Annotated in this window: 21 protein-coding genes; 11 read left to right on the top strand and 10 right to left on the bottom strand. The window is 35.1% G+C overall.

Annotated features, from left to right (window positions below):
• Positions 1-3 precede the first annotated feature (3 nt).
• The 3 genes from J7E44_RS12735 (at position 4) to sufD (ending at position 2,699) form a co-directional block, all read left to right on the top strand.
• Entirely contained in the window at positions 4-510 is a 507-nt protein-coding gene (locus J7E44_RS12735) for a GNAT family N-acetyltransferase (protein WP_214830291.1), read from the top strand.
• An 18-nt stretch (positions 511-528) separates the two neighbouring features.
• The gene (gene sufC, locus J7E44_RS12730) at positions 529-1,272 is read left to right on the top strand and encodes a Fe-S cluster assembly ATPase SufC (protein WP_214830284.1); all 744 of its coding nucleotides are present in this window, start codon (positions 529-531) and stop codon (positions 1,270-1,272) included.
• A gap of 119 nt (positions 1,273-1,391) precedes the next feature.
• Positions 1,392-2,699, top strand: coding sequence for a Fe-S cluster assembly protein SufD (gene sufD / locus J7E44_RS12725; RefSeq protein WP_214831311.1), 1,308 nt, complete (start codon positions 1,392-1,394; stop codon positions 2,697-2,699).
• Positions 2,700-2,768: 69 nt separating this feature from the next.
• On the opposite strand, the gene J7E44_RS12720 is transcribed toward sufD, so the two are convergent.
• Positions 2,769-3,701 carry a DUF3078 domain-containing protein gene (locus J7E44_RS12720; RefSeq protein WP_214830282.1) on the bottom strand — a complete coding sequence of 311 codons (933 nt, stop codon included), beginning with the start codon at positions 3,699-3,701 and terminating at the stop codon, positions 2,769-2,771.
• Positions 3,702-3,948: 247 nt separating this feature from the next.
• Between J7E44_RS12720 and J7E44_RS12715 the strand changes: the two genes are divergently transcribed.
• The 3 genes from J7E44_RS12715 (at position 3,949) to gdhA (ending at position 7,408) form a co-directional block, all read left to right on the top strand.
• Positions 3,949-4,716, top strand: a complete 768-nt coding sequence (locus tag J7E44_RS12715) for a rhomboid family intramembrane serine protease (RefSeq protein WP_214830280.1) — start codon at positions 3,949-3,951, stop codon at positions 4,714-4,716.
• Positions 4,717-4,749: 33 nt separating this feature from the next.
• Complete coding sequence (gene dprA / locus J7E44_RS12710; protein WP_214830278.1) at positions 4,750-5,859, top strand: DNA-processing protein DprA; 1,110 nt, start codon at positions 4,750-4,752, stop codon at positions 5,857-5,859.
• A 190-nt stretch (positions 5,860-6,049) separates the two neighbouring features.
• Positions 6,050-7,408 (top strand): NADP-specific glutamate dehydrogenase, encoded by a 1,359-nt coding sequence (gene gdhA / locus J7E44_RS12705; protein WP_214830276.1) that lies wholly within the window; start codon positions 6,050-6,052, stop codon positions 7,406-7,408.
• Between the two features lie 215 nt (positions 7,409-7,623).
• On the opposite strand, the gene J7E44_RS12700 is transcribed toward gdhA, so the two are convergent.
• From J7E44_RS12700 to J7E44_RS12690, 3 genes are all read right to left on the bottom strand, one after another.
• Positions 7,624-7,944 carry a hypothetical protein gene (locus J7E44_RS12700; protein ID WP_214830274.1) on the bottom strand — a complete coding sequence of 107 codons (321 nt, stop codon included), beginning with the start codon at positions 7,942-7,944 and terminating at the stop codon, positions 7,624-7,626.
• A gap of 119 nt (positions 7,945-8,063) precedes the next feature.
• The gene (locus J7E44_RS12695; protein ID WP_214830272.1) at positions 8,064-8,552 is read right to left on the bottom strand and encodes a YkgJ family cysteine cluster protein; all 489 of its coding nucleotides are present in this window, start codon (positions 8,550-8,552) and stop codon (positions 8,064-8,066) included.
• A complete protein-coding gene (locus J7E44_RS12690; RefSeq protein WP_214830270.1) occupies positions 8,552-9,523 on the bottom strand; it encodes an ion channel in 972 nt (323 codons plus the stop codon). The genes J7E44_RS12695 and J7E44_RS12690 overlap by 1 nt, the downstream gene beginning before the upstream one ends.
• A 121-nt stretch (positions 9,524-9,644) precedes the next feature.
• Here J7E44_RS12690 and J7E44_RS12685 point away from each other — a divergent pair, with 121 nt between their 5' ends.
• The gene (locus tag J7E44_RS12685) at positions 9,645-10,028 is read left to right on the top strand and encodes a group III truncated hemoglobin (protein WP_214830268.1); all 384 of its coding nucleotides are present in this window, start codon (positions 9,645-9,647) and stop codon (positions 10,026-10,028) included.
• On the opposite strand, the gene J7E44_RS12680 is transcribed toward J7E44_RS12685, so the two are convergent.
• From J7E44_RS12680 to hflX, 6 genes are all read right to left on the bottom strand, one after another.
• A complete protein-coding gene (locus tag J7E44_RS12680; protein ID WP_214830266.1) occupies positions 10,025-11,095 on the bottom strand; it encodes a calcium:cation antiporter in 1,071 nt (356 codons plus the stop codon). The two genes, J7E44_RS12685 and J7E44_RS12680, sit on opposite strands and share 4 nt — an antisense overlap.
• Positions 11,096-11,160: 65 nt before the next feature.
• A complete protein-coding gene (locus tag J7E44_RS12675; RefSeq protein ID WP_214830263.1) occupies positions 11,161-11,490 on the bottom strand; it encodes a DUF6122 family protein in 330 nt (109 codons plus the stop codon).
• A complete protein-coding gene (locus tag J7E44_RS12670; protein WP_214830261.1) occupies positions 11,490-12,209 on the bottom strand; it encodes a DNA alkylation repair protein in 720 nt (239 codons plus the stop codon). The genes J7E44_RS12675 and J7E44_RS12670 overlap by 1 nt, the downstream gene beginning before the upstream one ends.
• Before the next feature lie 13 nt (positions 12,210-12,222).
• Entirely contained in the window at positions 12,223-13,509 is a 1,287-nt protein-coding gene (locus J7E44_RS12665) for a cation:proton antiporter (RefSeq protein WP_214830259.1), read from the bottom strand.
• A gap of 16 nt (positions 13,510-13,525) precedes the next feature.
• On the bottom strand, positions 13,526-14,155 hold the full coding sequence (locus J7E44_RS12660; protein WP_214830257.1) for a DUF4919 domain-containing protein: 630 nt from the start codon (positions 14,153-14,155) through the stop codon (positions 13,526-13,528).
• A complete protein-coding gene (gene hflX / locus J7E44_RS12655) occupies positions 14,155-15,384 on the bottom strand; it encodes a GTPase HflX (protein WP_214830255.1) in 1,230 nt (409 codons plus the stop codon). The genes J7E44_RS12660 and hflX overlap by 1 nt, the downstream gene beginning before the upstream one ends.
• 297 nt (positions 15,385-15,681) lie before the next feature.
• On the opposite strand from hflX, the gene J7E44_RS12650 reads away from it, so the two are divergent.
• The 4 genes from J7E44_RS12650 (at position 15,682) to J7E44_RS12635 (ending at position 20,851) form a co-directional block, all read left to right on the top strand.
• The gene (locus tag J7E44_RS12650) at positions 15,682-16,701 is read left to right on the top strand and encodes an MsnO8 family LLM class oxidoreductase (protein WP_214830253.1); all 1,020 of its coding nucleotides are present in this window, start codon (positions 15,682-15,684) and stop codon (positions 16,699-16,701) included.
• 242 nt (positions 16,702-16,943) lie between these two features.
• Entirely contained in the window at positions 16,944-17,657 is a 714-nt protein-coding gene (locus J7E44_RS12645) for a LytR/AlgR family response regulator transcription factor (RefSeq protein WP_214830251.1), read from the top strand.
• Positions 17,658-17,820: 163 nt separating this feature from the next.
• Positions 17,821-18,300 (top strand): T9SS type A sorting domain-containing protein, encoded by a 480-nt coding sequence (locus tag J7E44_RS12640; protein ID WP_214830249.1) that lies wholly within the window; start codon positions 17,821-17,823, stop codon positions 18,298-18,300.
• Positions 18,301-18,304: 4 nt separating this feature from the next.
• On the top strand, positions 18,305-20,851 hold the full coding sequence (locus J7E44_RS12635) for a beta strand repeat-containing protein (RefSeq protein ID WP_214830247.1): 2,547 nt from the start codon (positions 18,305-18,307) through the stop codon (positions 20,849-20,851).
• Positions 20,852-20,856 lie beyond the last annotated feature (5 nt).

The following is a 20,856-nucleotide window of genomic DNA, read 5'->3' as shown; positions in this document are numbered from 1 at the left end:
AGGATGAAAACTACGGAAAGATTAATTTTAAGAAAACCTGAAAAGCAAGATTTTGAAAGATTTTTTGAAATTAATAAAGACCCGCAGACCAATCTTTATAATCCGAGTGGACCAATGAGTCTTGAAAAAGCTGAAAATACATTTAATAGAATGCTTGAACATTGGGATCAATACAATTTCGGTGGATGGGCAATTTTAGAAAAAGAAAACCCAGATAGGGTTATTGGCTTCGGCGGACTTAGCTATAAAATGTATGACGAAGAAGAAAAATTAAACCTTGGATATCGTTTTGCTCCGGAAGCCTGGGGAAAAGGATATGCAACAGAGTTTTCAAAAAAAGCTATAGACTTCGGTTTTAATGATCTGAATGAAAAGGAAATTTTCGGTATGGTTCGTCCTGCTAATGTTGTTTCGATCAAAGTATTGGAAAAAGCAGGAATGGAACAGACTGGACAACTTAATGATGTACCGGATCAGCCGGAAAGTTTAATATATAGAATTCAAAAATAATTTGTTTAAGCAAATAAAATGTTAGAAATAAAAAACTTACACGCCAGAATTGAAGATGGCGCACAAATTTTAAAAGGTATCAATCTCGAAATAAAACCGGGTGAAGTTCATGCTATAATGGGACCTAACGGAGCAGGAAAATCTACTCTTTCATCTATTATTGCGGGTAAAGAAGATTACGAAGTTACTGAAGGTGATATTATTTTTCAAGGTGAAAACATTAACGAAGATGCTCCTGAAGAAAGAGCTCATAAAGGAATATTCCTATCTTTTCAGTATCCTGTAGAAATTCCCGGAGTTTCTGTGACTAACTTTATTAAAGCTGCTTTAAACGAAACCAGAAAAGCAAACGGACTTGAAGAAATGCCTGCAAAAGAAATGCTTGCTATGATTCGTGAGAAGTCTGAAAAATTGGGAATTAAGAAAGACTTCCTTTCAAGATCATTAAACGAAGGATTTTCAGGAGGTGAAAAGAAAAGAAATGAGATCTTCCAGATGATGATGCTTAATCCAAAACTGGCTATTCTTGATGAAACCGATTCAGGATTGGATATTGATGCTTTAAGAATTGTTGCAGATGGTGTAAATCACTTTAAAAATGAAGGAAATGCAGTTCTTTTGATTACTCACTACCAAAGATTGCTAAACTATATTCAGCCGGATTTTGTACATGTTCTAGCGAACGGTAAGATCATTAAAACGGGTGACAAATCTCTTGCTTTAGAATTAGAAGCGAAAGGTTACGACTGGCTTCTTAATTAAGAAGAGAAATTTTTTGGTGCAGATTTTATCAATTCTGACTAAAAGATAAGCGGAAAACCCGCAAATAATATTACAATTTTTAAATATATAAAAAAGGTGTGATGGCCGAAATTTCAGTAATGGCTTTATACGATCAAATTATTGACAACCACGATGAGTTTTTGAAAAGCCTTCGTCACAGATTTCTGGATGAAGATAGAAAAGCAGCTCTTCGAGAGTTCGAAAGCATTGGTTTTCCAACCAAAAAGGACGAAGAATATAAATATACCAACTTAAAAGAGATCACGGAAAAAAACTATAATTTCTTTCCAAAAGAAGGTCACAATATTACCAAAGAACAGTTGGACCAATTGCATTTAGGTGAAGAAAACTTTGACTGGATCGTTTTTGTAAATGGTAAACTACATAAGGAGTTATCAAAAGTTTCTATCGAAAACGTAGAATTTCTTTCATTCAACTATGCTTTGAATGACGAAAAACATAAAGAAGTTTTTGATAAATATTTCAATACAATTGCAGGGAAGAGTTCAGCTTTTACAGATTTAAATCTTGCATACTGCAAATATGGCTTCTTCTTGAAGGTACCAAAAAATGTTGTCATTGAAAGACCAATCCATGTTTTCTATCTTTCACAAAACCAAGAAGAAAATACATTCTACAATACAAGAAATTTATTGATCGTTGAAGATGGAGCAAAAGTAGAAGTAATTGAAAGTCATCATAATTTTGACGATACTTTTGTATTGACAAATTCAGTGACCGAGATCTTTACCTATCCAAATGCTAAGGCAGACTGGCATAAACTTCAAAATGATAATGATACTTCTTATCTTATCGATAATACTTTTGCAAAACAGGAAAAAGACAGCTTAACAACTGTAAATACTTTCTCTTTTGGAGGAAAATTGGTAAGAAACAATCTGGATTTCATCCATAATGGACAGAATATCAACTCATTCATGAATGGGATTACGATTATCGGAAAAGATCAGCTAGTGGATCACCATACGGCTGTTCACCATAACCAACCTAATTGTGAAAGTTATCAGAACTATAAAGGGATATTCAAAGATAAGGCTCATGGAGTATTTAACGGAAAGGTTTTCGTTGATAAAATAGCTCAGAAGACCAATGCTTATCAACAGAATAATAATGTGTTATTAAGTGAAGGAGCAACAATTGATACAAAGCCTCAGCTAGAGATCTTTGCAGATGATGTAAAGTGTTCTCATGGTTGTACAGTGGGCCAATTGAATGAAGATGCATTATTTTATCTGAGAGCAAGAGGAATCTCCAAAAAAGAAGCTCAGGCATTATTACTTTATGCTTTTGCGAATGATGCCATGCAGAACATTGACATTGAACCTTTAAAGGAAAAAATTTCAAAGTTACTGGCTGAAAAATTAGAAGTAGACATTGAATTCTAAGAAAATAAATTGATACCAAAAAAAGCACTTCTTTCGAAGTGCTTTTTTATTGATTAAATAATTACTTTGTTATTTTTTAAGCCACCACTGATTGTCTTTTCTATCAGATCTTTTCACACCATTATTAACGGTATACGCAAAACCGATTCCTAAAGTTTGTTTCAGCTGTGTTTTCTGGATCTGATTATGATCGTATAGTACATCTACTGTGATATTGGATGAGATATACTTATTAATTTTTAAATTTAAAACAGCTCCATAAGCCAGTACTAACCTTTCGGGATGATCGAGATAGTTTGAAAACACAGAAGCGGTATTCGTCAGATTAATATTTTCCATCAGTTTCACTTTATATACAGCATTTCCTAAAAAACCAAACTGCAATAGTGAGTTATCTCCATCTGCTTTTAAACCATAATTCCCAGCTTTCTGAAGCTCATTATCCAACACAAAGGTCCATCTTCCATTGACAGGGCGCAATGTTACCGTTAAATTATCATTGGGTCTATAGGTAACCCCCAAACCCATGTTAAAATATCCCGGAGCCATAAAATTGGATATCTTTTTAGCTTCAGGGTTGTTTCCATCTTCATAACCAGCAGAAAATTGTGACTGCAAACTGGCCCCTGAAGAAATATACCAGCTTTTAGAAAACTGTCTTCCGTAGTTTGTAGATATATTGAGGACATCCTGTGTTTTCCTTGTCCCTATTCCCTTTGTATTATTCTGACCGTAACCAAGAATGATGATATTCTCCCACAGGTCTTTATCTTTTTCGTAGGTAAGATTATAATCGACACCAGCGAGCCAGCCAACATTATTGGCTCCTCCACCAACCCAATTTGAAAAAGCTGCCTGATTGAACATTAATGTGTTTTTTCCTAATACAGACCAGCTTTTTATAGAATCCTTTACCGGTGTTGCTGTTGTATCTATTTTTATCTCTTGTGCTGCTACATTTATTCCCAATGCAATGGAAAAAATCAACAATTTGTTCTTCATAATTAAAGATTTCCAATACAAAAATAGAAATATAATTTTTTATTGAAGAACTTTCACTAAACAAATAGACCCAACAAATGGATCGAAATGTCCGAAATAAAGAAAATGAATCATCAAACAATAAATTCCAAATCACTAGTTCCCTAAAAATCATTACCTTTTGTCTTATAAATAATTTAAAAGAGAAAAAACCATCGCCAAATTTTCCGAAATTTATTATTGGCTTTTGATTTGACATTACCTCTTCATGTTTAAAAACGCAATTTCCAAGAAAGCTATCTTATATCCATTGCTGATGCTTGCTGCAATGTGGCTGGGCTACTTTTTACAAACACAAGGCTTCTTTCAGAGTTGCTTTGGAGCCATCATTCCTCTTTTACCTGAAGGTTTGTTGGGGGTGGTTACCTCTCCTCTTTTGCATGGAAATATGGACCATATTATCAGTAACTCAATTCCCATTGCTGTGCTGATGTTTCTTTTATATCAGTTCTATCCATTAGTGGCCAATAAAGTGTTTGTTATCGGTTGGCTGGCAACTGGATTATTGGTTTGGTTACTTCCGCCCATAGATATCCTCACAGGTGAGTACATGTACACCTGTACCATTGGAGCCAGTGGCGTCGTATATGTTTTAGCTTTCTTCCTCTTCTTCAGTGGAGTATTTAAATGGAATATGAAACTTTTAACCATTTCTTTACTGGTTGTATTATATTACGGAAGTTTGATTTGGGGGATGTTTCCTGAAGAATTATTTTACAATCTTCATGAACCAAGTAAAATATCCTGGCAAGCCCACCTTTCAGGAGCAGTAGTAGGAAGTATCATTGCTTTTGCATTCAAAAATATTGGTGAAAAAAAGAGAAAATTCATTTGGGAATTCCCTAACTACTATAACGAGAAAGATGACAAGCTTTGGCAGGAATATAAAGAAAATCACCCCGAAGACTTTTTAGAACTGCCCCACAAAAAAAGAGATGATATCTGGGATCATTTAGAGGAATTAAGGAAAAAATAAAACTTAATTCATTACATTTGAAAAAAAACACACATGATTTCCGAAGAACATCTTTATGCAATCGCATTACGCGAGTGCAGCCTGATTGGTGATATCAATTTCATAAAACTTATTAGAACATTTGGAAGCGCTAAAACGGCGTGGGAAAAGGCTAAGAAAGAATATAAAAAAATAGATGGATTTGGTCAAAAGATTGTATCAGATATTGGCAACCCTAGCCATTTAGACTTTGCTGAAAAAGAATTGAAATTTTGCGAAAGCAACAATATTCTGATCAAGCTAAAACATCTTAAAGAACTCCCCTACTTACTCGGGGAATGTGAAGATGCTCCTGCTATTTTATACCAAAAAGGAAACTACAAAAATTCACTACTGCCCTTAAGTATTGTAGGTACAAGGAATATTACGGCTTATGGTAAACAGTTTATAAAGAATTTTTTTGAAGAAACCCAATCTTGTAGTTTTATTTCCATTAGTGGATTGGCTTTGGGAGTAGATAAAGAAGTGCACGATCAATCTCTTCACTACAAAATCCCTACCGCTGCTGTTTTAGCGCATGGTTTCCACACTCTTTATCCTGCAAAAAATAAGCGGCTATCTGAGAAGATCCTGCAAGACGGCGGAGTCCTGTTTACCGAATTTAATTCTTCAAGAAAACCTGATAGAGAAAACTTTATTCAAAGAAATAGAATTATTGCTGGAATATCTCCAGCAACTATGGTGGTGGAGACCGCTTTTGGAGGCGGATCAATGAGTACAGCAACCTTTGCTAACGGCTATAACAGGGATGTTTTTGCTCTGCCCGGAAAAATTACAGATCAGTATAGCCAAGGCTGCAATCATCTTATTTCTCAAAATAAGGCAGCTACAATTTCTACAATTAAAGATCTGATCAGCAACCTTTGTTTTAACAAACCTAAAGAAAAAATAGAAGAACTATTTCCCAGTTCTTCTATTGCAATTCAATTAACTGAAAATCAAAGTCTAATCTATAATTTTATTGCTGAAAATCCACAAATTAATTTGGATGATTTAGCCCAGCAAATAGTCCTTCCAACACATAGAATTTTACCTGTACTTTTAGAATTAGAGCTTTTAGGTAAAGTGAAATCGTTTTCTGGGAGGCAATTTCTAGCAATTTGAAATTTAACTATTTCTTAATATTGCATTATTTCACGTATAACATTTAATTTTTAATAAAATTTAAATGCAAATTATCAATTTAATAATATTTTCTCTCATAATTAATAAATTTTCAACAATCATCAATTAAGGTGTTGTGAATCTTGAAAAAAAAATTAAATTTGTTGGCAATAATATTCAACCTTAATATATGGAACAATATAATATTGACCAGAAAATCCAGGAGTTTATTGCAAAAATTGAGGCAAAAAACCCTAACGAGCCAGAATTTTTACAAGCCGTAAAAGAAGTTGCAGTTACTGTAATTCCGTTTATCGCTACCAAGAAAGAATACACAGGAATGAAGCTTCTTGAGAGAATGGCTGAAGCTGAAAGAATTATTATTTTCAGAGTTCCATGGGTTGATGATAAAGGAGAAATCCAGGTAAACAGAGGTTTCAGAATTCAGATGAACTCTGCAATCGGACCATACAAAGGAGGAATTCGTTTCCATCCTACTGTAAACTTGTCAGTTCTTAAGTTCTTAGCTTTCGAACAAGTATTCAAAAATTCATTGACTACTCTTCCAATGGGTGGTGGTAAAGGAGGTTCTGATTTTGACCCACAAGGAAAATCAGATATGGAAGTAATGCGTTTCTGCCAGGCTTTCATGACTGAATTATGCAAGCACATTGGCCCTGAAACTGATGTTCCAGCAGGAGATATTGGAGTAGGATCAAGAGAAATCGGATATCTTTTCGGACAATACAAGAAAGTAAGAAACGAATTTACAGGTGTGCTTACAGGAAAAGGTCTTGCGTATGGTGGATCATTGATCCGTCCTGAAGCTACGGGATATGGTGTCGTTTACTTCGCTGAGCAAATGCTTAAGACTATTGATCAAACATTTAAAGATAAGATTGTTTCTGTTTCAGGTTTCGGTAACGTAGCCTGGGGAGTTATTAAAAAGGTATCTGAATTGGGTGGAAAAGTAGTAACTATTTCTGGTCCTGACGGATATATCTATGATAAAGACGGTATCGATGGTGATAAAATTGATTATTTATTAGAATTAAGATCTTCAGGTAATAACAGAGCTGAAGACTATGCTAAAAAATATCCATCTGCTATTTTCTATGCAGGAAAACGTCCTTGGGAAGTGAAGTGTGATGTTGCTATCCCTTCAGCTACTCAAAACGAATTGGACTTCGAAGATGCTAAAGTATTGGTTGAAAATGGAGTTCTTTGCGTAACTGAAGCAGCTAATATGCCTTCAACGTTAGAAGCGATCAACTATTTCTTAGACAGCAAAGTATTATTCTCTCCTGGTAAAGCGTCTAACGCTGGTGGTGTAGCTACTTCAGGATTAGAAATGACTCAGAACTCAATTCGTCTAAACTGGACTTCTGAAGAGGTAGACGCAAGATTAAAGGAGATCATGATCGGAATCCATAAAGCTTGTAGAGACTATGGAAAAGAAGAAGATGGTTATGTAAACTACGTAAAAGGTGCAAACATTGCCGGCTTCGTGAAAGTTGCAGAAGCAATGCTGGCTCAAGGAGTTGTATAAAATAAAATATAAAGGTTGGGAAATTCCCGGCCTTTTTTCTTATAGCCTGTTCCCGGGAAAATGGGAAAAAAGTAAAAAGTGAAAGGAGAAAGCATTGATTTATTCAATGCTTTTTTTATTTTCAGAATATGGGAAATACTTTTAAAATAAAAACTATTAATAAAAAAATCCTGAAATAAATATTTCAGGATTTCTCACTTTTACTTTTAAATTACTTATTTCGACTTTTTCTTTTTAGCTTTTTTTTCCTCTTTAGTGGCTTCTGCCGTTTTAGTTGCTTCTACATTGGTATCGGCACTTACGGTTGCTGTTGCATCACTTAGTGTTGACGTATTTGCAGCGGCATCTGTTGTAACTGTTGCACCTGCATTCTGCCCTTGCATTTGGGTAGTCGTACTCATGTTTGTTTGTGTACTTTGCGGCTGCGCTTGAGTAGTTGTTTGATTTGCATCACCTTTTTTCTGAGCATCAGTTTGAGCTGATACGGCAACAGCTCCCGCTAAAGAAAAGACTGCCGTTAAAATTAACTTTTTCATATTGTAATATTTTAAATGGTTGTTTAATATTTTTTAAACGCCATTTATTTCATTAAATTATATCTAAAGTTCTTATTTAACGTACTTTATGTATTTTTAAGATGATTTTTGATTATAGGTTATTTTCCTAAATTTTTCATAATTCTTTCTACAAATTCAAATGCTGCAGGGCAGATTACAGTATTTTTCATCATCAGAGAATTGATCTGATAGATCTTTTTACGATCCGTATGTGGGTATTCTCTGCAAGCCTTAGGTCTCACTTCATAGATAGAACATGTATTATCATTATTAAGAAAAAAGCAAGGGAGATTTTGCAGAACTTTATCATTGTCTTCATCTACCCTCAGAAATTTTGCTTCAAAATCTATAGGTTTCATCCGAAGATGTTTAGCGATACGTTCAATATCTTTTTCTGTATATAATGGCCCCGTTGTTTTACAGCAATTAGCACACTGAAGACAATTAATCTTTTCAAAAACCTCCTCATGGGTTTCCTGAACAACATAATCAAGGTTCTTAGGTGGTTTTTTCTTTAACCCATCTAAGAATTTTTTGTGTTCTTTTTGCTTTTGTAAAGCCTGTGTTTTATAAAGTTCCAGATTCATTATCCTCTATCCTCCGCTAAAACGGAAAGATCTACTTTTTGATATTTATTAATTTTATCCAGATCCAGAATTGTAGACTGGTTATCCTTATTTGGGTAATACATTGGTACAAATTTAGCCCCATAAATTATCTCTCCGGTAGCATAAGATGACCTTTGAACCACTGTATTTGAAAAGACCTCATCAAAAGCTCGTACCTGTACTATAATTTCTATATCGATACTTTTAAAATCATCTTCAGAAAACCCATAAAAGGGAGAGTTTTCATCAATTAAATGTACCACAGTCCAATTCAGTGCCAATGTACTGATCTTGTTTAATCGGGTCTCTAATCTATAAAAGTTGCTCTTAGGTATTCCGTCTTCAATAACCTCAATTGCAGCTGATACTATAACATCTGCATCAGTAAGTGCATTATTTTTATAAGGAGCCAGCCTAAACATTAAAGCTGTAGAATCCTGAAAAGGCGATATAACAGCAATATCAGAAAATCTTAAATAGGCTCTGGGTCTGGAAAATCTTCCATAAAATAAACCCGTTGCAATGGCAAAAGCAAGCAATCCCAGAAAAGCTTCAAAAGTAGCCACCAAACTCGCCATAAAACCGATCGGAGCTATTCTACCATATCCAACAGTAGTAAATGTCTGTGAACTAAAGAAAAATACATCTATAAATTCATTGATCGGATTACTCTTATCGATCCCAGTAAGATGTTGTACTCCTATAGAGTAATAAATTAAAGCAAAAATAATATTTATAAGAATATAGCCAATCACTAAATAGGAAAGAAACCTGAATGTAGACAGGTTCAGCATAGTGTGATACCAGCTCAACCTATTAAAGACATTAATGCCTTTTCTTCGAACATTCGGCAGTCCATCCTTATTGATAAACCTTCCGGAAGCATTACTTCCAAAACCACTGCTATCCGTATTTTTCTGACGAATTTTTTGCCTAAATCCTCTTGCCATTATTTATATTATTTTTCTTTCCAACTTTTGTAACCAACATGCAAAGATAAAATATTGTTTTCATGAAATTTATCAAGTCGATGATTGAATTCATCAATTGAATTTAAATTAACTTTGAAATATGAAAAAGCTTGAATCCAGAGAGGACATTGAACTGTTGGTTAATTCATTTTACAAAAAAGTAATTAAAGACGATACTATTGGATTTTTCTTCAGGGATATTATCAAAGTAGACTGGGATAAACACCTTCCAAAAATGTATTCTTTTTGGGAAAGCATTCTTTTTGGTCAAATGAGTTATAAAGGAAATCCCATGGCTGTCCATTTTCCAATTAATGAGCTTCAGGCGATGGAGAAAAAACATTTTGACCAATGGTTATCATTATGGAAAAGAACCATTGAAGAAAACTTTATAGGTGAAAATGCTGATATGGCTATCTATAAATCTGAAAATATCGCCAGGCTGATGGCATACAAAATGGAAATGGCCAGAAAGCTTAATTAAGGAACTATGACAGTAAAAATATAAGCCGCTAAATTCACTAGTAAAACTGTTCCATATAAAATATTGGTTTTTCCTCTACTTAAAGAAAGCATTACAATAAACACGGATAAAGAAAGTAAAATAATATCTTTCTTATCGAGCCCCAATACAAAAGGAATATCATACATTATACAAACAATAGATACCGCAGGGATCGTTAAACCAATACTTGCCAAGGCAGATCCCAATGCTAAGTTCACACTAGACTGTATCTGATTATTTCTTGCTGCACGAATAGCAGCGACACCTTCCGGAAGCAACACAACCCCTGCAATAATTACTCCTACTAATGATTTTGGAGCACCTATACTTTGTACCATATCTTCAATTGTTGCGGAAAGACCTTTAGCCATTAAAACAACAATAACAAGACAGATTACCAGAAAAACAAAACTTACAATAGTTTGACTTCTTGATGGAATAAAATGAGAATCCGGATGATCCCCTGTAATAATGAAATAATTCCTGTGTCTTACGGTCTGAACCATTAAAAAAACACCATAAATAACCAGACACGCAATAGAAACAAAAATCAGCTGAGCGGTGTTGTAAAATGGCCCATTTACACTTGAGGTAAAGTTAGGGAGGATTAATGTTAAAACTAATATTGAAACAATACTTACCAGATATGTCGTTGCTGAGGTTCTTGCAAAAAACTGCTCATAATATTTCACTCCACCTACTAAAATACATATTCCTAAGATCCCATTTAGAATAATCATTACTGCAGCAAAAATAGTATCTCTGGCTAATGTAATAGCCTCACTTCCTCCTGCTACCATCAGCGAAATAATTAATGCGACTTCAATAATAGTAATACAAAGGGCTAGAATAATAGTACCAAATGGTTCTCCTACTTTGTGAGCTACAACCTCTGCATGATGGACAGCTGATAATACACTACCTGTGAGTAAAATTCCTGCAATAATTTCATAAACAACACCATTTTCCATTAATCCAGAAAAATAGTAACCTACTGCTAAAACAGGGAAAATAAAGGTATAGTGTAAAAGTTCTTTTAATTTCATAAGTGTCTACAAAATACAAAAAAACGATGAAAATTAAATTATTAAAAGAAAATATTAATGATATTTTAATGGCACCATAGGTTAAAATCCTGAAAATCGGTCAACATATGTAATAAAAGTCCGATACCAATAATTCTGACTGTTCCTTTAAAAAAAAGCATTACGAAATATAAGGTAATGGCATAATAAGAATGCAGGAAATGAAATCCTATACTATTTCTCGTAGGATCAAAAACAGGATTGGCAAATAGATGATCTAGGTCTACTAGCATCGTTGCTAATAGAATAAGATACACCTTCTTCCAGTTATCTCTATAGAAAATTAAAGCTATAAAAACAGGAAATATAAGGTGTAAAAAATAATGGGCACAGGTCTTCCAAAATAAACAATCCATTAGATCCTTCCTTTTAAATAATCTTGCCGTACTTCTTCATCCAATTTCTCAATCGCATATCTCAGGCATGTTCTGGGCATATCTTTATAGTATTTCGACAAATAAGAAATCAACTCTTCTTCATTTTTATTCCCCATTTCTCTTAGCAGCCATCCATTTGCTTTGTGCATCAGATCATGTGAATGTTTTAAATTATTTGTTACAAATTCTTTCGTTAAATCAAACGATCCTTTTTTCACATAATGCATTGTTCCAACAACAGCAATTCTTTTATGCCACATGTCATCAGAGTTAGAAAGATCTCTAAGTAAATTTTCTTTCTTATTTTCAAAAGCATAGCGTCCCAAAATTTTATAGCAACTGGAATCTACCAGATCCCAGTTATTGACAAACGGTAAATGATCAAGGTAAAACTTTACAATTTCCTCTTTGTTTTTTGGATCTTTTGTTTTTTCAAACTTATTGATCAGCATAAACAAGGCAGTCAATCTATGTTCGTGAAATTTTGAGGAAAGTAGCTCCCCAAGTTCTTTTAAAGAAATTTTAGAATAGTATTCTTTTGCCACTACTCTTTGGTACGGAACTTTTACTCCCAAAAATACATCCCCTTCACCATATTCACCTTTTCCTGTTTTAAAAAACTTAGGAAAGAAAGCTGCCTTTTCCGGAATAGATAAAACAGCTAATGCTTCATGTATATCTTTGATTGTATTATTCATCGTAATCAACTAATTAGGTAGTTTCATCTAAAGCAACACCTTCTTGTTCCAGTTCTTCTTTCGCAATCTTCTTAGGATTAGCAACTTTAGCAATTGTAAGCCCCTGAACAATAATTGAGAATACCACTACACAATAAGTAATGCTTAAAATAATATTACTGTATTCACTTTTAGGAATAGACATTGCCAACGCAATGGAAACCCCACCGCGAATTCCACCCCAAAATAAAACCTTAATGGTCTGTGGACTGAACCGCGTCCTGAAGGACATAAATTTCGAAGGTCCCCAAATAGAAATAAACCTTGCGATCAAAACAACTAGAATTGCAATAAGCCCTGGAATAATAAAATGATTCAAATCTTTGATCATTAGTAACTCAAAACCAATAAATAGGAATAGTACGGCATTTAATATCTCATCTATTAATTCCCAGAATTTAATAAGGTAGTCCTGGGTAATGGATTTCATTTTGAATCGTACATTAAAATTCCCCATAAACAATCCTGCAGCTACCATAGTAAGCGGCCCAGAGATATGCATTTGCCTTGCAATAAGGTAACCTCCCATCACAACCGAAAGGGTAACTAATACTGAAATAATATAATCATCCACTTCACGCATCAGTCGGGAAGTGATCCAGCCTAATAAAACACCCAGCAATAATCCTCCGCCGGCTTCTTTCATCAATAGTAACCCGATGCTCTCAACTCCCAAATCTACTTCTTTCCCAACAGCCAGCTGTAAAACAACAGTAAACACAACAACAGCCATCCCATCATTAAAAAGAGACTCTCCTGCCACCTTTGTTTCCAAAGACTTTGATACTTTTGCCTGTTTTAAAATACTGAGAACTGCTACCGGATCTGTAGGAGAAATAAGGGCTCCGAAAACCAAACAATAGATAAACGGAAGTTTGATACCTACAAGAGGAAGAAGATAAAACATTCCGAAACCTACTATAAAAGTAGAGATAACAACTCCTGCTGTTGAAAAGATAAGAACCGGCCTAAATTGTTCCTTCAGATCATTGATATTGATATGTATTCCTCCGGCGAACAAAAGAAAATTAAGCATTGCACCCATCAGTACTTCCGTAAAATCAATACTATTCATTAATTTATGAAGATGCCCAAAGGTTCTAGGTAATACGGTTTCACCAAATAAAACCAGGAAAATTGAAACCACAATGGCAATAACCATAATTCCGATCGTGCTCGGAAGCTTAAGAAATCTGTAATTGAGATATGCGAATATGGATGCTAAAACTATTAACACCGAAAATGAATAATATAATTCCACTAAGTTATTTTTAAATTTAAAAGCCTAAATAAAGGACTTTGATATATATTTTGTTATTCTCTTTTTCCCATACGTCGATAACCCCGTCCTTCATTGTTTTTGAACTTCTTGTATATCCTTCTCCCAGATTTAGAATATTCAGAAAAATATATTCATCACCCACAGAGTTAACATTATAGGCTGTTTTCTCTGATTTTCCATCCCCGGAATTTTTTATTGCATCAGCAAGCAATCGAAGTTGTGACAAATGATGGGTAAAATTGCTTATATCTTTTTTGTTGTCATATGCTCTGAGCAAAATTAACAACACATCAAGATTTGTAGGATCTTTACCATATAAAATCTTTCCTAATCGTATACACTCATCAAAATTGCTATTCTTAAACGCTTCGGCCAGACTCTTAAAATCTTCATCCGAAGTAGTTAGCTTATTTGTTTCAAAATTTCTACCATAGTACAAATGTTGAGCTTCTATGCTATCCAATGATTTTGGTATCCCTTTATATTTGAAAATAAGTCTATCATAACTGTATGGCGACTCAGAGTTTTTAAGGTTCTTTTCAATACTCTTAAAATCGATCTTGGATTTTTGACTAAAGCCAGAAATCGAGATACATAGAAACAGAAGGAAAAAGTAATATTTCATTAATCGTTATTTTCTTCTTCCTCCTCATCATTTTCAAAATATTCGAAAAGGAAATCGTTATAAGGAAATCTCGAGATATGAATTTTCATTACCTCATCATAGATCATTTTCTTCATTTCTGGAAAGTTTTCTTTACTTAAAGCAGAAATAAATACGGTAGGATATTTAGATCTTGCCATCCAGGTTTTTTTCCACTCCTCAAGAGAAATATTCTTTTTTGTGGTTGGCGTTAAATCATCCTCATCTTTTTTCTCATAACTGAAGTCATCAATTTTATTGAAAACCATGATCATTGGTTTCTGATGAGCATTGATTTCCATCAAAATATGATTAACAGATTCTATATGATCTTCAAAACTTTCGTGAGAAATATCCACGACGTGAATAAGCAAGTCAGCTTCACGAACCTCATCTAATGTAGATTTAAAAGATTCTACCAGTTGAGTTGGCAGTTTTCTGATAAACCCTACCGTATCGGTTAGCAGAAACGGCAAGTTTCCAATAACAACCTTTCGCACTGTCGTATCTAAAGTCGCAAATAATTTATTCTCAGCGAAAACTTCAGATTTTGAAAGCGCATTCATTAAAGTAGATTTTCCAACATTGGTATAACCCACCAAAGCGGCACGAACTACTTTCCCACGATTGTTTCGCTGAGTAGCCATTTGTTTATCAATGGTCTTTAATTTATCTTTCAACAATGAAATTCTGTCACGGATAATACGACGGTCGGTCTCAATTTCTGTTTCCCCCGGACCTCTCATTCCTATTCCCCCTTTCTGACGTTCCAAGTGGGTCCACATTCTTGTCAGTCTCGGTAAGAGATATTGATATTGTGCCAATTCTACCTGAGTTCTTGCATACGAAGTTTGCGCTCGTTGTGCAAAAATATCAAGAATAAGATTGGTACGGTCCAAAATTTTAATTTCCATTTCTCTTTCCAGGTTTTTAAGCTGCGAAGGAGAGAGTTCATCATCGAAAATTACAGTCCCTATCTCGTTTTCTTTTACGTATTCTTTTATTTCAAGTGCTTTTCCACTTCCAATAAAGGTCTTGGAATCTGGCTGCGTTAATTTTTGAGTGAAGCGTTTTTCTACTGTGGCTCCTGCCGTGAAAGCTAAAAACTCCAGTTCATCCATATACTCTACCAGCTTTTCTTCATCCTGATTCTGAGTAATAACACCTACTAAAACTGCTTTCTCGTAATTATGTTCTTTCTTTTCTAGCATTAAGTTCTATCTATGTTTGTGAGCTTTACAAGATAACATTTTTAAGAATAAAAAACAAAATGATTTTTTGGACAATGAGAAATTTTAATGTTAATTTAAGTTTATAATAATACCGATTTGTAGAAAATTACCAATTAGATTAACCCGTTTTTTATTTTCTAAACACTAAAATTAAATAACTGGTAAAAACACCAACGATCCCTTTGAGTTATGACACTAAGTGAATGATTATTAAAAGCCAAAAGAATTTATTTATTATATTGAATGATTAAATATTGTTTTTAAAAACCAATCTATATGACGGAAGAACAAACGATTAAACTGAGTGTCCTGGAACAATCCCCTGTTATTGCCGGAAAACACCCTCAGGAAGCTCTCGATAACAGTATTGAATTGGCACAATGGGTAGAACAATTAGGATATGAAAGTATTTTATTTTCAGAACATCACGGTGTAACGGCTTATGCCAGTTCAAGCCCAGAAATTCTAGCTGCCGTCATCTTGGGAAAGACACAACATATAAAAGTAGGTACTGCTGGTATTATGCTTCGCAATTACTCAGCTTATAAAGTATCTGAGATAACAAAACTATTGGCTTCTATCTTTCCGGGACGCTTTATATTAGGATTAGGAAAGGCTCCGGGTGGACTTAAAATGTCGTCGCTTGCATTGAATGGTGATAAACTTCCAACCGTAACTACAATTAGTGAAAAACTACAGGATATCGTCGCATATCTGTCCGAGGATATTACCCCAACTCAGGAGCGTTATGGAGACTTAATAGCACAACCACAAAATCTTCATCACAAACCTGAAGTCTGGTGGTTAGGATCGGGCAACAATTCAGCAAAAGAAGCAGCAAAAAATGGACTAGGTTATTCATATTCTCATTTTTTAGTAAATGAACAAAGAAATGAAAGCACTAACATTTATAAAAACGATTTTCAACCTAACCTTATAACATCAACGCCTCGTTTACAAATTGCTCTTTCAGTTTCAGTAGCTGAAGACTATGAAACAGCAAAAAGAAATGCCTATTCAATGGTTTACCAGTTTTTAGAGGCACATCGGGGATTAGCACCAACGCCCCTTTTACATCCAGATGAGGTAGAAGAAAAAATTTCGAGAGAAGAAGGCAAAAATGATTTTCAACAAGGTTTAAAAAATATAATCATTGCCACACCAGAGACTATCGGAAAGCAACTTTCTGATATTGCAGCATTTTATAAAACCAACAACATGATAATCCTAAGTAATATTTATGATAAAAATTCTCGATTCAGAAATTTTGAATGGATCATTAACAACATTAAATAACTTGCCCTACCCTCTTTTCTTATCCTTAATTATATAACAATTATATAACTCCACTTTTAGCTACATTCATCTTATTAGTGATAATTCGCTCTGGAAACTACTTACTTTATTTAAAATATAAAAATCTTAATGTTAAATTTAATTTAAAACAACATTAAATTATATTATTTTAATAACTTTATAGAACAATTTTATTGTTTTAATACTTTAAAATTTAAAAAACTAACAACATCCAGAGAATCATGATTACCAATATTAAATGTATGGTTATTGATAATAATGAACTGGACAGACTGGTTCTTCATCATCATATTAATCAATATGAGTGTATTGAAATTGTTGCTTCTCTTGATTCCGCAGAAAAAGCTATTCCCTACCTTGACCTTCCTATTGATGTTTTATTTATTGATACCAATCTGCCTGGTATGAATGGAATGGAATTTAGCAAACTAGCCCACAAAATCCCGATCTGTATTTTTATAAGTTCACATCCTGAATTCGCTATTGAAGCTTTTGAACTGGACATTTTAGATTTCATTAAGAAACCCCTGAAAACAGAACGATTCCATCAATCCATGTTAAAGCTCTTTGATTTCCTTGAAATGAAGGAAAAGAGTGAGTGTCTTGATATCTTGCTAGGTGAAAATAATATTAAAATAAAAGAAGGAAGTACAATTCTTCAAATAAAAATCACAGATATCCTTTATCTTGAAGCATTAAAAGATTACACCAGAATCATAACTTCCGAAAAAAAGCACTGTATTCTGGATTCTATTGGCAATCTTCTTCACCAAAATTATTTTGATTCTTTTGTAAGAATACACCGCAGTTATGCTGTCCCCAAATACCTCATCCGAAGTAAAACAGCACACGAAGTAGAACTCGTTAATCACATCAAACTTCCAATCGGAAGAACTTATAAAGACAACCTGGCATTTTTCAATATGCCCGGCTGAGATCAAACAATAACTCCACAATCTCAACTATTTTAATAAACTGGTCATTCGTCGATTTTTCCTGTCGTTTATCTATTTTCCAAATATCAGCCTCAAATATGTGGTAATTTTAATATTCCACAAACTCTTACTTATTATCATTAACTAATAACCAAAAAATCACATGAAAAGAACATCTATTTTCGGCTTCTTTTTCATTCTGTTTATCGTATCCGGACATCTGCACGCTCAGTCAGCTGTTCTGGCTACGGGAACGAGTGTCTCAGGAGGTAACGGCTCTGTTTCTTATAGTGTAGGGCAAATCACTTACCTCTCAAAGGGAAGTGGCTCACAAGTTATGGAAGGTGTACAACAAGCCTTTGAAGTAACAACTCTTTCTACTCATGAAACAACAACCGAAGAAGACGGCATTTTACTTTACCCTAATCCATTCAAAGACAATTTATATCTGGATTTTACTGTAAACAGTTACAAAAACTCAGATTATCAATTATTTGATGCCCAAGGTAAATTGATCAAAAAGGATAAGATAACTCAATCAAAATCTGAATTCAACTTTTCTTCACTTCCTTCTGCGATGTATCTGATCCGAATAAATCAAGAAGGTAAAAACATCAAAACGTTCAAAATCATAAAAAAATAACACCATGAAAAAAATTCTATTTATGCTAGGGCTTATGTTGGGCTGTCTTTCAGCCTATGCACAAGTACCCGAAAAAATGAGCTATCAAGCAGTTATGCGGAATCTTTCCGGACAACTGCTCGTCAATCAAAGCATCGCCATAAGAGTGAGTGTCTTACAAGGTTCTGCAGCAGGACCGGTCGTTTATTCCGAAAGATTAACCGGAAATACGAATGCAAACGGCCTTATCAGCCTTGAAATAGGTTCGGGAACAGTCCTCACAGGAACATTTGCCACTATTAACTGGTCAACAGGAAATTATTATTTAAAAACAGAAACGGATCCTCTTGGAGGAACAAGCTACACAATAACAGGAACCAGTCAGCTACTTAGCGTTCCATATGCTATGTATGCAAAGTCAGCAGGCGGGGGTGGTGGAAACTTCACCCTTCCTTATACGGCAACTGTTAATAACCCAGCTACCCTTTTTTCACTGACAAATGATGGTGACGGCACTTCAGTTGAAGGAATCAACAATACAACGACTTCAAGTATTGCTTCAGTGAGGGGTATTGTGAGCAGCACTTCTCCTGGAGGGTTTTCATCAGGAGTTCGCGGAATCAATAACGGAACAGGTGGTTTGGGAGTTGGTGTCTGGGGCAGTCAAAACGGAAGCGGATGGGGAGTATACGGAGTTACTCCTAATGGTTTAGGGGTTTATGGAAACTCATCAGGAGCCGGATATGGTGTATATGCAAACAGCAATACAGGAACAGGTCTTAATGCAACAAGTAACAATGGGATCGCCGCTAATATTGCTTTATTAAATAATGCCAATAACAATAACGCTCTTAATGTTTCAACTTTAGGAAATGGAACGGTAGTGAATGTTTCTTCTTCTGGAAGCGGTGCCGGAATCTTAAGTACCACAGGAAGCGGATTTGCCGTACATGGCATAACCAGCCAACAGGTTTCTGCAGGTATTATTGGAGACAATAACGGAAATGGAGAAGCTGTTGTGGGGAGAACAACCAGTGATATCGCCGGAGCAGTGGTCGGAAGAAATGATGGTGGTGGATATGGCGTAAGAGGATTTATCTCTACAAACACTACGGGAACAGGAGTTGGTGTCTTTGGTCAAGTAGGGCTTAATACCAGCACCGGACGAGCAGGACGATTCGAAAACGTGAATCAAACCAATCTCGTTAATACACTTGAAGTAGAAACCAATGGAAATGGAAATATTCCTGACAATACTGAGGGAAATGCATCATCATTCCTTGTCAATAACACGAATAGTGTGGCAGCAGCTGTTAGAGCTGAAGTAAATACAATATTTGGCAACTTCGGAGCTGCAGGTATTTTTGGTATAGCTTCGGGAACGGGTGGTTTTGGAGGCCTTTTCTATGCTTCCAATGTTGCAGGAAACGGACGTGCCTTAGTTGCAATAACCGACGGCAATGGAAATGCAATAACCGCTAATGCAGGTAAAGACGGTAATGGTGTTGAAACCAATATTGATGGAAATGGGAATGCCTTATATGCATGGGTTCCAACTTTCGCAACAGGACGGGCCGGAAGGTTTGAGATTTTTAATGAAGACAATGAAAATGATGTAATAACTGTAAAAACCGTCGGGAATGGGATTGCAGGTAACTTTATGGTAAATCGCACTACAGGTACTTCACCAGCTGTGAAAGGAGAAGTGAACTCTATATTTGCCAACTTTGGTACTGCTGGCGTCTATGGTCTTTCATCAGGCACCGGGGGATACGGTGGTTTATTCTATTCCTCCAATGCTGGCGGGAATGGTCCGGCTGTGTTAGCCCTTACGGAAGGCAATGGAAATGGCATTACCGCCAATGCAGGAGGTACTGGCGACGGTATTGAAGCATCGTGTGACGGAACAGGCAATGCCATCTCAGGCTTTATTCCCAATTTTGGTACCGGTAAAGCTGGTCGCTTTGCCAACTTCAATAATGCTAATGGCCAACCAGTGGTACATGTAACCACTACAGGCACTGGCTCCGCCTTGCTTGTTAATCATCAGGGACCATCAGGTAATATTTCCGTATATCAAAGTGCCTCCGTTAATGTAGCCCGTATCAATAAAGCAGGAAGAGGATTTTTCAATGGTGGAACACAAACTGGAGGAGCGGATTTAGCTGAGGTTTTCGATGTAGAAGGAAATATTTCAGATTATGAAACCGGTGATGTTTTAACGATCTCAACAAACTCAGACCGAACTGTAGAAAAATCTTCAAAACCATATTCTAATCTGGTTGCTGGTGTTTATGCTACCAGACCAGGTGTACTACTCACCGAAGAACATATAGATGCTGATATTTCTGATAAAGTTCCCATGGGTGTTATCGGTGTAATTCCTACGAAAGTCTGTTTGGATGGTGGCGCAATAAAAAGAGGAGATCTTTTAGTTACCTCATCAAAACCAGGTGTTGCTATGAAGGCTAATATTAAAAAAGTAAAAGTAGGACAGGTAATTGGAAAAGCACTTCAGGACTACAATCAGAATGAAATCGGAAAAATAAAAGTACTTGTAAATATTAAATAAAAAAC

Origin of the sequence: Chryseobacterium sp. ISL-6 (assembly GCF_018613715.1) — a bacterium.
Lineage (GTDB): Bacteria > Bacteroidota > Bacteroidia > Flavobacteriales > Weeksellaceae > Chryseobacterium > Chryseobacterium paludis.
This window is presented reverse-complemented; position numbering and strand designations above follow the sequence as displayed.